9 protein-coding genes and 1 pseudogene are annotated in these 12,739 nt (G+C 44.5%); 6 read left to right on the top strand and 4 right to left on the bottom strand.

Translation table 11 applies throughout. From position 1 onward, the window contains the following. The 4 genes and pseudogenes from AC1DSE_RS19055 to argH all read right to left on the bottom strand — a co-directional run. A pseudogene (locus AC1DSE_RS19055) lies at positions 1–291 on the bottom strand (sugar ABC transporter permease); the annotation flags it as partial. A 63-nt stretch (positions 292–354) separates the two neighbouring features. After that, on the bottom strand, positions 355–1,704 hold the full coding sequence (locus AC1DSE_RS19050; protein ID WP_477512515.1) for an extracellular solute-binding protein: 1,350 nt from the start codon (positions 1,702–1,704) through the stop codon (positions 355–357). A 35-nt stretch (positions 1,705–1,739) separates the two neighbouring features. Next, on the bottom strand, positions 1,740–2,708 hold the full coding sequence (locus tag AC1DSE_RS19045) for an amidohydrolase family protein (protein WP_477512516.1): 969 nt from the start codon (positions 2,706–2,708) through the stop codon (positions 1,740–1,742). Positions 2,709–2,721: 13 nt separating this feature from the next. After that, positions 2,722–4,233, bottom strand: coding sequence for an argininosuccinate lyase (argH, locus tag AC1DSE_RS19040; RefSeq protein WP_477512517.1), 1,512 nt, complete (start codon positions 4,231–4,233; stop codon positions 2,722–2,724). Positions 4,234–4,609: 376 nt separating this feature from the next. On the opposite strand from argH, the gene AC1DSE_RS19035 reads away from it, so the two are divergent. The 6 genes from AC1DSE_RS19035 to AC1DSE_RS19010 all read left to right on the top strand — a co-directional run. Then, positions 4,610–6,250 carry an extracellular solute-binding protein gene (locus AC1DSE_RS19035; protein ID WP_339204686.1) on the top strand — a complete coding sequence of 547 codons (1,641 nt, stop codon included), beginning with the start codon at positions 4,610–4,612 and terminating at the stop codon, positions 6,248–6,250. A 94-nt stretch (positions 6,251–6,344) separates the two neighbouring features. After that, positions 6,345–7,232, top strand: a complete 888-nt coding sequence (locus AC1DSE_RS19030) for an ABC transporter permease (RefSeq protein ID WP_477512526.1) — start codon at positions 6,345–6,347, stop codon at positions 7,230–7,232. Between the two features lie 93 nt (positions 7,233–7,325). Continuing rightward, positions 7,326–8,150: a carbohydrate ABC transporter permease gene (locus tag AC1DSE_RS19025; RefSeq protein WP_372239007.1), complete on the top strand. Its 825-nt coding sequence runs from the start codon at positions 7,326–7,328 to the stop codon at positions 8,148–8,150. A gap of 39 nt (positions 8,151–8,189) precedes the next feature. Then, a complete protein-coding gene (locus tag AC1DSE_RS19020) occupies positions 8,190–9,923 on the top strand; it encodes a sensor histidine kinase (RefSeq protein ID WP_477512527.1) in 1,734 nt (577 codons plus the stop codon). A 13-nt stretch (positions 9,924–9,936) separates the two neighbouring features. Beyond that, on the top strand, positions 9,937–11,628 hold the full coding sequence (locus tag AC1DSE_RS19015) for a response regulator transcription factor (RefSeq protein WP_477512518.1): 1,692 nt from the start codon (positions 9,937–9,939) through the stop codon (positions 11,626–11,628). Between the two features lie 89 nt (positions 11,629–11,717). Next, a partial coding sequence (locus tag AC1DSE_RS19010; protein ID WP_477528031.1) for a Gfo/Idh/MocA family protein occupies positions 11,718–12,739 on the top strand: 1,022 nt, incomplete at its 3' end.

Below are 12,739 nucleotides of genomic sequence, written 5' to 3'. Positions count from 1 at the left end.
AACAACAAATTTGAACGTATTGGCGATCGACTTGAGGAAGATTTCATCTGTGAACAGCGTCTTGAAATTCGCCAGTCCAACATAAGGTTTGCTCGGGGACAATAAATCCCATTCACGAACGCTCACATTGAAGGCATACAAGATGGGGAGCAACCGCGTGCTGAGGAAATAAAGCAGAGGAATTCCGAGCGTAATATAAATAAACAAATAACGCTGCGTGCGGTAGGACAAACGGGTGAGAAACAGTTCTCGGCTTTTGCGTACGGTTAGCTTTAAGGCATGTGCAATCATAATGGAACTCACCTCCATTTCATCAAAAGAAAGGCGCTCGCTCTAGGCCGAGCGCCCTTATTATTACTTTTTGTCTGCAGCAGCCCAATAATCGTCATAGAGCTTTTGCGTTTTGGCTACAAGGTCTTGGAAGGCCTTCTCGACCGGAACTTTATTGAGCAGCACTTCATTTGTCGCATCAACAAACAATGTTTTTTCTTGGGTTTCGTCGATGAAGAAATGCGCGCGGCTATCGTCCAATTGGGAAATAAATGGCCCTAGCTTCTCATCGTTTACGTATTTATCCTGCGTCGCAACTGCTTTTTGTGCTGGAAGCTCTCCGATTTGCTCCACCCATTTCTCCTGAACCTCTTTGCTCGTTAGAAATTCCAAAAATTCAGAAGCAGCCTTCAGCTTGTCGCCTTCAACATTTTTGGGAATGGCGTTCGCCCAGAAGGAGGACGGGGCTGATTTGGTTTTGTAGGATGGAAGAGGTGCAACGCCATAGTTTAAATCTGGAAAGTCCTTCTTAATGGAGCCAAGCCGGAAGGAACCGTCGATATTAATAGCTGCATGACCGGTCATAAAGGCATTGCTGTCATTCTCATAAAATCCGTTAATCCCAACCTTATGCTTCACGGCAAAATCGATTAAATATTGAAATGACTCCAAACCTGCAGGTGTTTCTGCCCATAATATTTTGCGACGATCATCGCTTAAGTCTTGACCGCCTGCTTGATGCAGTAGACCGTCTCGATACCAGTGATGCAGCTGCGCGCCAGGCTCCCATGCGAAACCTTCAGTGACAAATTGCCCTTTGGCATCTGTTTCTGTCAGTTTCTTGGATACGTCTACCAGCTGCTCCCATGTTGTAGGAAGCTCAGTAATATTGGCTTTGGACAATAAATCCTTATTGTAGAACAAGGCGAGTGTGCGTACGGCAGTAGGAATAGCGTAATAGGAGCCATTAATTTTTGCGGCGCTGACTAATGGGTAAAAGTTGCTTTCAATTTCCGCAGTTGGAAAATGATCCTCAGGCAGCGGCTGCAAGTAACCGGATGAGACGTATTTCGGCAGCCAGCCATAGTAGAGGTTAATAACATCTGGGCCTTTGCCGGCTGGCACCAGCGTAGCAACCTTCTGATTGTATTGATCATAAGGGAAGTTGGTTTGTTTTACGGTAATATTCGGATGTAAGGTTTGGAATTCTTTTATGAGTTCGTTGATCAATTCAACCTTGGCTGGAAATTCATATTGCCAATATTCAATCGTCACTTTTTTATCTGTTTCTTTGTCTGTTGCCTTATCGGTTGGTTTTTCCGTTGCTTTATTTTGTTCTGTGCTGTTTGCTTGATTGCTGCTGCCGCAGCCTGCTAGAGCAAGTGCGATGATAAGTGATCCTGTAACGATAGAAACTGAGCTTTTTTTCTTCAATGGTATCCACTCCTTTTTTTATAAAAAAACGGTGCTTAAGCTTGGCTTGCGATGTCGGATTTCTTGGTAATCGTGTTTGGCGGCAGCTCAAGACCGAGCAGGCGCCTAGCGTTATTGCCGAATATGTTCTCGATATCGTCCTCTCCGAATCGCAGCTCGCGGCAGGCGCGAACTTGATCCTGCAGATAACGATACGGGTAACCTCGAGGAAACCCGCTGGCATCCGTACCAAAAATAATACGTTCAGGCCCGATCAGCTCATAGGTTTTGCGAAGCGCGAATTCCAAGGTGAGCTCATAGGGCATCCAGCGCATCCATTGATTGGAGCCGGAAGTATCGACATATACATTCGGGCAGCTCCAGCACAGATGAAGCAGCTCTTGGAAATAACCTGCGCCAAAGTGAGGAATGATGAACGGAATGTCCGGAAATTCTCTTGCCGTGTTGAAAATTGCTAGAGGACTTATATTCGGATGATGAGCAATTCCTCCCGCATGGCCGAGTAAACCGAAGTGGATCAACACAGGAAGCTTCTTCTCTGCGAGAAAGGTCCATACGGGCGTGAGTGACGGATCATCAAAAGGGATGGAAGTCAGCGGGCCGAACAGCTTATAACCTTTAAGCCCTAACTCATTAACTGCCCTTCGAAGTTCTTCCTCTGCGCCAGCATCCTCGATGGCGTGATGGGCAAAGCCGGTAAAACGATCAGGATGACTGGCTAGATGATCGGCCAAATTGTCATTATCAAGCGCGGTGAGGAAGTTGAGTCCTCCGATCCCGTACTTATCAAGCTCCTTCACCCATCGGTCAATTAACGGCGTGTTTTCATTTTCAGTATCGTTGTCTGCAATCGTTGCATCTGGAAAATCCCAAGTGAGCCGCATTCGCTCGCTTCTCTCTGCACCATAGCGAGCAACGGATTCATGTCGTTTGTTATTTCCTAGCACTAATCGGTAAGGAAGATGTCCATGCACATCAAATACTTTAAATTGGCTGCGAAACATAGCTTCACTCCATTCATAATTCCTTGATGATCCAATCGGTCAAAATCAAATCAATCTCTGCAGCACCAGCTGCCAATCGAGATTCTCGTTCCTCCAGCCATAGCGCCAGCTCAGATAACCTATCTTGCTGAACGGTAAGCGCCCGGTTCATCTCGGCGGGGCTAGGACCGCCCCGCAGACTGCGTATATTTACAAAATGCGCAGGCTCCAACGCTTGCTTTAATTGCTCCTCAGTTAGCCCAAGCGGGAAGCCAATGGTTTGGATCGCAGCTTCGTTTAATGCTTGAAGGTTCAAGTCAGTTATCTTATTGCCATGCTGAACGGCATGCGTGACGAGCTTGCTTACGATTGAATGTGCTTTATGAAAAGATAATCCTTCATCTCTGACGATCGTATCAGCAAGCTCGGTAACAGTAGCGAAGCTTGCAGCAGTGCGCTGCCTCAGAACATCCTCGTTTAGCTGCAAGGTAGAGATGACCTTGGACAACAATCGATACACAACTTCAAGCGTCTCTAGGCTGCGCCAAGCATAGGGCTGCATATCGTCTTCGGTATCCACAATATCGCCAAAAGGCGTATTGTGAATCATCGTAAGGACGGTCTGAGCATTGCCTGTAATGCTGGATAAGAGTGAACGGATATGCTCAACGGAAACTGGATTTCTTTTTTGCGGCATAATGGAACTGATTTGGACGTATGGGGCGGCTATTTGAACGACTCCAAATTCCTGTGTGCACCACAGCAGCAGCTCCTGCGTAAACCGTCCAAGATTAATCGCTGCGAGCGTGATTCCTGCGGCGATTTCACCGACATAATCTGCTCCGCTTACAGCGTCATAAGAGTTTTCAATTAATCCGTCAAAAGCAAGCAGCTCGGCAACGCGTTCCCGGCTAATGGCAAAACCCGACGTTGTCAGAGCGGCAGCTCCCATGCTGCTTAAATTACAATTTGCGTAGGCCGCCTGCAATCTGCGTATATCCCTTGCGAGCGAGTCTGTTACCGCTGCAATGTAGTGGGCGATTGTCGTCGGCTGTGCTTGCTGGGTATGCGTATGAGCGATAAAGATCGTTTCCGTATGTTTCTGGGCGAAAGCGAGCAGTTCAGTGTGCAGCTGCAGGGCAGACGAGATCGTTCTAAGCAGTTTTTCTCGTAAAGTGATTCGGTATATGGCAATACCCATGTCATTGCGGCTTCGAGCCAGATGAAGGCTGCCGGAGGCTTCATCCGATAATTTAAGCAGCTGGTGTTCCACTTCAAAAAACAAATCCTCAAATTGGCCGGTATAGGTACCGCTGTTTAACTGCTCCAAATCAAGTGAAAATAATGATTTGGCGATTTTATGGCCTTCTTCCTTGCTAAGCAGCCCTTGCTCAAGCAGCATGATGAGATGCGCTTTATGCACGGAGATCATTGGAAGCAGAAGCTCCTTCTTGGCTTGGTCATAGGCAGGCGCAAGTACCGCTTCAGCATAGGTTCTGCCAGGGAACGAGCTGCCTTCAGCTGAATCGCTCCGTCTAATCGTCATCGTGTACGCCCTCCTTCGTAAAATAACTTTTTATTTGGCAGATGTTGAAGTTGCATGAGAATATAAAAACAGCCGGAGCTATCGCATAAAGCGATTTCTCCGGCTGTCCGGTCGTTTTCCATATTATTCCTAGTGGAATTGTATGATTAGAATAGTATCACGGTTTTATTTGGAGCGCAACTCTTTTTATTGTCCTTTAGATCTTCAGCATTTCATCGCTTGGTACAGGCAGGAGCTCACCCGAGTCAAGAGGTGTATACGAAAGTAAAGACTAGTATATGGATCAACATTGCTCACCTTTCTATACTAGAACTAAGAAGGAAAGCTGCATAAAAGCAGCCGCATTATTATTATGAAGACCATGTGGAGGGGTAGTATGAAGAAGAAAAGGAAGGCGCTCTTGAGTATCGCATTGGTTCTTAGCTTGGCCGTTGCTGGGTGTGGCAAAAACACGAATGAACCGGAAAAATCGACTAACACGCCCGTTGAAAAAGGAAATGAAGTGATTGAAGTATCGACGGTTTCGCCAAGCGATCAATATTTAAAGTTTGATGAGGGCGAGAGTTTCGAGAAAAATTCCGTATACGATGCCTATGAGAAAGACATTGGCGTCAAGATTACGAACAAGTGGGTAGCTGATACGAGCCAATTCAAGGAAAAGGTAAAGATTACGATCGCATCCGATGATCTTCCCGATTTTCTCTTAGTTAATGCAACGCAATTGAAAGAGCTGACTGAAGCGGATATGATTATGGATTTGACCAAAGTGTATGACGAGAATGCCACAGAGGAAACGAAAAAGTTTTTGACGATGGATGGAGGCATGCAGATGAAAACAGCGATGTTTGACAACAAGCTGATGGGTATTCCGAGCTCATACAATCCGTACCAATATCAGTTTTTGTATGTGCGTACAGACTGGCTGAAGGAGCTGAATTTGCCTGAGCCGAAGACGATGGCAGATTTCATGGCGATTGCTGAAGCTTTCAAAGCCAAAGATCCAGGCGGCACAGGCACATCATACGGGCTTGCCGTAAGTAAAAATCCATTCAGTATGGATACAGGAGTAACGGGACTACGTGCATTCCTCAATGGCTATCATGCCTATGAAAATATTTGGATCGAAGATGGCAAAGGCGGCTTGGTCAATAGCGACATTCAGCCGCAAGTAAAGGATGCGCTTGCTGCACTGCAGGATATGTTCAAAAAAGGGCTGATTGATCCTGAGTTCGCTGTAAAAGATGTGGAGAAAGCGGCAGAACTCGTTTACAACAATAGCATTGGTATGGTTTATGGCGCATCTTGGACACCAGCTCAGCTTGTGAAAGGTGCTGTGAAGGACGGAAAAGTGGTTCAGGAGTGGGGAGCATTCCCGATTCCAACGGTAGACAGCAGCCCTGCATTATCCCAAATCGGGCTGGGTGTTGATGAATATTATGTCATCTCCAAGAAGGCGAAGCATCCAGAAGGCGTTATTAGGCTGCTGAACCAGTGGATTGCCGTCGACAATCATCCAACTGATGAGCAAAAGGTATACGAATTCGGTAAAGACTTGAAAGAGAAGGGCAACAACTACTGGCTGCTTAGTCCGCTGCGCGTAGGTAAACAACTGGATAACAACGGCGAAATACTGCCAAAAGCGATTGCCAATAAAGACACTAGCATTTTGGTAACGAAGGATCATAAAACGCGGTATGAGCGGGCAATGAAGTATGTTGACGGCGATACGAGCATGTGGTGGGAGTATTTGATCTCAGGCCCAGGCGGCGCGTTCTCTCATGTACCGGAAATCCAGAAGAATAAGCAATATTTGCAAAATAAATTTTACGGCGCGCCAACTCCAACTATGGTAGACCGACAAGAAATTTTGCTCAAGAAGCGGGATGAAGTTTTCTTCAAAATCATCATGAATCAAGTATCGGTGGATGAATTCGATAAATTCGTCGTGGAATGGAAAAAGCTTGGCGGCGATGAAATTACAAAAGAAGTAAACGAGTTTTACGCTGCTCTGAAATAATTGCAAAACGAATGAGTAGAGGGATTGGTTGAAGCAATCCCTCTTTTTATTAACCTTAAACAACGAGGTGAATGGCTTGAATGTACTAACACGGATGTGGAAGAGGGAATGGCCTCTTCATCTGATGCTGCTTCCGGGAATCGTTTTGGTTTTGATATTTAGCTATGTCCCGATGGTCGGTATCATTATGGCTTTTCAGAAATATGTACCAAACAAAGGGTTATTCGGGTCCCCTTTCATTGGACTGAAAAACTTTCAGCTATTAATTGATTATCCTGATATCGGGCGTATTTTCTTTAATACGGTCTATATAGCCGTGATGAAAATCATAGTAGGTCTCATTGTACCGATCACGATTGCGATATTGCTTAATGAGCTGCGGAGAGAATGGATAAAACGGACGTTTCAGACGCTCGTTTACTTGCCTCATTTTTTATCATGGGTACTGCTGAGCGGAATTATCGTTGATGTTTTTTCTCCATCCTCAGGCATTTTCAATCAAATATTAGGCTTGTTTGGGATAAAGCCTATTTTTTTCTTAGGGAGCAATGATTGGTTTCCATATGTTATGGTCGCCTCGGATGTATGGAAGGAGTTTGGATTTGGTACAATTGTGTACTTGGCTGCGCTGACGGGCATCAATCCTTCACTTTATGAAGCAGCCGAAATTGACGGTGCAGGGCGTATCAAACAGACCTTTCATGTCACACTGCCTGGAATGATGCCGATTATCGTGCTTATGTTTACGCTTAATATCGGGAATGTACTCAACGCTGGCTTCGAACAAATCTTTAATTTGTATAGTCCGCCTGTCTATGAAAGCGCAGATATTATTGACACCTTTGTCTATCGAATGGGTGTGCAGCAAGCGCAATTCGGTTTCGCCACGGCAGTAGGCTTATTGAAATCTATCGTCTCTTTTATATTCATTTCTCTTTCTTATCTGTTAGCTTATCGTGTAGCGAATTACCGCATTTTCTAACGATGCGTTCGTAATTCAGAAGGGAGACATTACGTGATTACAAACCGATCATTTAGCAGACGACTATTTGTAGCGTGCAACTTTACTTTTCTCATGCTGACATCCTTCTTATGCCTCATGCCTATCATTCATATTTTGGCGATCTCATTCAGCTCTGGAGCTGCCGCGGCTGCTGGGAAAGTTATTTTATGGCCGGTTGAATTCACCACTGCGGCTTATGATAATGTATTTGGAAAACCGGAATATTTGCGTGCATTCTGGGTATCGATTCAGCGCGTTGTTCTAGGAACCTCCATTAGTATGGTTTTGATGATTATAACCGCTTATCCATTATCCAAAGATCCCCGTCAATTTCGGCTTAGAACCTTATATGCTTGGTTATTCGTGTTTACGATTTTGTTCAGCGGCGGTCTGATTCCTTCTTATTTGACTGTAAAATCGCTAGGTTTAATCGATACGATGTGGGCACTCGTCTTGCCAACGGCTATTCCGGTGTTTAATGTTATTTTATTGCTTAACTTCTATCGTAATTTGCCTAAAGAACTAGAGGAATCCTCGCGTATAGATGGTGCAGGTCATTTCACTACCTTATGGAAAATATATGTACCGCTATCGTTACCAGCTTTGGCAACGACGGGACTTCTTACGATGGTGGGGCATTGGAATAGTTGGTTTGACGGCATGCTGTATATGAATCATACTGAGAATTATCCGCTTCAGACGTTTCTGCAGACGGTCATTATCAAGATGGATTTCCGCTTTATTAAAGCGGAGAATGCCGAATTAATGCTCAAGCTGTCTGATCGCACAAGCCGAGCGGCACAAATTTTTGTCGCAGCATTTCCGATTCTGATTGTGTATCCTTTTTTACAGAGGTTTTTCATCAAAGGAATCGTAATGGGGAGCGTAAAAGAATAGTGCCGGAATGGTCTACTACTACTAGCAGGAGTAAAAATGATGAAAAACCTATTCTTTTTGCATGATTCCTCCATATTCAAAAAAATTATGGCTGCCTTTTTGGCGGCCTTGCTGCCGCTGATGGCCATTACTTGGATGATTATAGAGAAGGGCTCGGAAAATATTCGCAGCGAGATCTCAGAATCGATACTGAATACGACTAGGTTTTATATGGACTCTCTCGACAAGGAAGCGGATCGAATTAGCCGTTATTTGCCGAACTATGTAATGGACAAAGATTTGATGGAAATTGCTACAACGGGCAATGACATGAGCTCATATGAGCGTTCGCGCAAAATATTGGATATCCAGCGAAGGCTTGAGCTTATGAAAAATTCAAGTCCGTTTATTAAAGAAGCAAAGGCGTATATTCCATTAATCAAGCGCACGATTCTGAGTAATGATTTTGAGACCTCTTTGAATGAATCGGAGTATACCGCGATGCAGGCTAATGTGAAATTGTATGAAGAGCCGTTCATTTATTGGGAAAACCGATTGTTTATAACGATGCAATATCCTATTATTTCAGTTAAAAATCCGTTGTATATTGTAGGGGTTGAGCTCTCAACGAGCAAAATAAAGGACACGTTATCGCAAATTGGCGGGACGCGAGACGGACACAGCGTGCTGCTTAATTTGGAACGCGGCTGGGAAATTGAAAGCGGGGTAGACCCGGCTTTACTGGGGCAAATGAAAGCTTTGGCTGTTAAAAAGCAGGAATCAAAGTCTAATGAAGGTTACGAAACGGTTATCTACAATGGTAAGCGCTTTCTTACAGTATATAAATATTCTACGCTTTGGAATTCCTATTCGATTACCTGTATTCCCGAAGAGAAGGTTCTTGGATCATTGCAAATGTACAGAACATTATTTTTATGGGCTTGTGCTCTTTCGGTAGGTATCGTCTTATTTTTCACCTATTTCCTATTGCGCTTTATTTACCGGCCTCTTATGAAGCTGGTGCAAGCCTTTCGCCGTGTTCAGCAGAATAGGCTGGAGCCGATTGTGATTGACCGTGGAGGAGATGAATTCGGATATTTGTACAAAGCCTTTAATGACACGGTACGATCGCTCAATACGTTAATTAAGGAAAATTACGAGCAGCAAATTCGGAATCAGCGCTCGGAGCTGAAACGACTGCAATCGCAAATTAATCCTCATTTTTTATATAACTGTTTTTTTGTTCTGTGCCGATTAATTAAATTGGACAGTCAGAAGGAGAAGGCCTATCAATTTTGTTTATACATTGGGCAATACTTTCAGTTTATTACTCGCGATGATGAGGATGAGATCCCTCTCGAGCTTGAGGTAGAGCATTCGCGTACTTATGTTGACATGCAATCGATCTGTTACGGGGAACGGATACAGGTTTCTTTTGCAGGAGATGTCCCAGCTATTCACGTACCAAGGCTGATTTTGCAGCCTATTATTGAGAATGCCTATAAGCATGCTTTAGGCAATATGGTACTGCGCGGCGAATTGAAGGTACACAGTGACCAAACGGAAAATGAATTCACGATTTATGTGGAAGATAATGGCCAGAGCATTACGGATAAAGAGATTGAACAGCTTCAGAAGAAGCTGCGGCATTCAACAAATCATATCGAGGAAACAACAGGAATTATTAATGTGCATCGTAGAATTCAACTGCGTTACGGAGAGAAGTACGGCATTGCGCTGTCACGATCTGATTTAGGCGGATTGATGGTCACAATCAAACTGAGTGCAAGCTAGAGGAGGAAACAACATGTACAGACTGCTCATTGTAGATGACCTGCCCATTATTGTTGATGGTTTAGTAGAGCTGTTCGAGCAGACAGAGCATTTGCAGCTCGAAGTGATGAAAGCTTATTCAGGGGAAGAAGCATTGGAGGTATTATCCCAGCATCGCATGGATATCGTCGTATCCGACATTAAAATGCCGGGAATTGAAGGAATCGAGCTGTTGCAGGAAATAAAGGCACAGTGGCCTGCCTGCAAAGTTATTTTTCTAACGGGATATAACGATTTTCAATATGCAAGAAACGCCATTACTTACGGTGGTTTTGATTATATTCTAAAAATAGAAAGCGACGAGAAAATCATCCAGTCTGTCGAACGAGCCATCGAGAAAATAGAAGAGGAACAGGATCAAGTACAGATGATTACGAGAGCGCAAACCAGTATGAGACTGGCATTGCCCTCACTGCAAAAAGAGTATATATGGGGGCTTCTGCAGGGTAAGCATGCAGCGGAGAATCAGTTAAAGCAGGCCTTCAATGAATTAAATATTCCGCTCGATGCTGCCCTGCCGGTTTATGTACTCATTGCCAGAATCGATGTATGGAAGGAAATGTTCACTGCGCCGGATAAAGCATTATTAACCTATGCGCTGCAAAATATTGGCGACGAATATTTGTCTGCACAGGTAAGAAGCTATTCCGTTGTATTTGAGCTGTCAAAGATCGTCTGGCTGATTCAACCGAAAAGCTGTGATGAGTTATCTGCTGATACCAGTTCCAGCAATTTGGATTTTGTTAGAGCCTATCGCTATACGAGCGGCATATTGGAAACGATTCAAGGTACATGCAAGAGGCTGCTGGGAACGACCGTTTCTTTTCTCCTTGGCAGCGAAGTGACGGAATGGAATGATCTATCGGATCGTTTTCATGCGAACAAATATGGTTTGGTGCAAGGGCATGGATTGTTTAATGAGGTCATTATGACCGATAAAGACATTCAGAATCAAGAGACAGACGATAAAGCCGGCAGCATTCATGATAGCTTTTACCATGCTCGGGTTCAATTGCTGATGAGCTGTCTGGAAAATAACAATCGGGAGCAGTTCAATAAATTGTATATGGAGCTTACTGCAATTTGGAATGTCCCAGGAACGCCTAATGAGCGCAAAATAGAAATGTATCATTCCCTCTCGGCAGTGTTTCTTTACTATATACACAAAAACCGGGACATTCGGGATTACATGAATACGCAGCTCGACTTGGAGAAGTTATACCGCTATGGGGACTCTACCTCATGGACGGAATTGATTCAGTATTATAGGCAAATGGCGGACTGTTTTTTTGAATGGAATACGCTGCGCGGCTCGCAATTGCCGACTGAGGTTGTGAATAAAGTACATCGCTATATCGAAGAGAATTTGTCTACCGATATTTCCTTAACCGCTTTAGCGGATTACGTAAGCTTAAATCCTTCTTATTTGTCCAGACTTTATAAGCAAATAACGGGCATAGGCTTATCGAAATACGTGAACGACTATCGGAATTTGGTTGCCAAAGACTTGCTTCTGAACACATCCATGAAAGTTAATGAAATTGCGGCTGCGCTCGGGTACAATTCCGCGCTTGCCTTTATTCGGTTTTTCAAGAAGCAGAACGAGACGACACCGCAGGATTTCCGCATGGCAAGGTGCCAGTCGCAAATACAAGGTCAACAATAGTATATGGATTGTAAACAACGATCTCTGTCTCCTCCTGAACGCTCCCCTTACAATTGAGGTATAGAAAGCGCACAAGAGGAGGAGAAATTTTGAGAACATTAACAGCCGTATTACTAGGCGCAGGCAGCAGAGGGAGATACATTTATGGGCCGTATGCGGAGAAATTTCCGAATGAATTAAAAATGGTTGCTGTAGCTGAACCAAATGAAGAACGCAGAAATCGGTTTGCAGAAATCCATCAAATCGACCAAGAGCATGTGTATGACAGCTGGGAAAAAGTATTTGAGCAAGGGCGTATAGCAGATGTCATGATCATCTGTACACTCGATCGGATGCATTATATTCCGGCGATGAAGGCCATGGAACTCGGTTATCACGTTCTGCTTGAGAAGCCGATGTCGCCTTCACTTACGGAATGCATTCAGCTTGAGCAGGCATCACTGCGGCATAAAAGGCTGCTTGTTGTTACGCATGTGCTTCGGTATTCACCATTTTGGTCTGGGATTAAAAAATGTATCGAGGACGGCGAGCTTGGCACGGTGGGTACGATTCAATTAACGGAGAATGTCGGTTATCAGCATATGACGCATAGTTATGTGCGCGGCAATTGGCGGAATTCAGAGGAGACTAGTCCAATGATTTTGGCCAAATCGTGCCACGATCTGGATATCATCTCCTGGCTTATGGATCAGCCTTGTACAAGCGTTAGCTCGTACGGCTCTTTACTGCATTTTAGATCGGAGAATGCTCCGGATGGTTCAGCGGAACGCTGCATTGATGGCTGCGCTGTCGAGAAGGAATGTGCTTTCTCAGCGATAAAGATGTATATGCAGGCGCCGGATCACGCTTGGGCGAGATATATGACGAATGATTTGTCACAAGAGGGTATTCTGAAAGCGCTGAAGGAAGGACCGTTTGGACGTTGTGTATACCGCTGCGATAACAATGTCGTTGACCATCAGGTTGTGAATATGCAATTCGAGAATGGAGCGAATGCATCGTTCATTATGTCAGGATTGACGCAAAGCGGTACACGCCGTGTTCAAATGATGGGCACAAAGGGTGAAATTATTGGCGATATGGAGAAAGGTTCTTTTACGCTGTATCGTTA

The organism is Paenibacillus sp. 01L418 (assembly GCF_056400045.1).
This window is presented reverse-complemented; position numbering and strand designations above follow the sequence as displayed.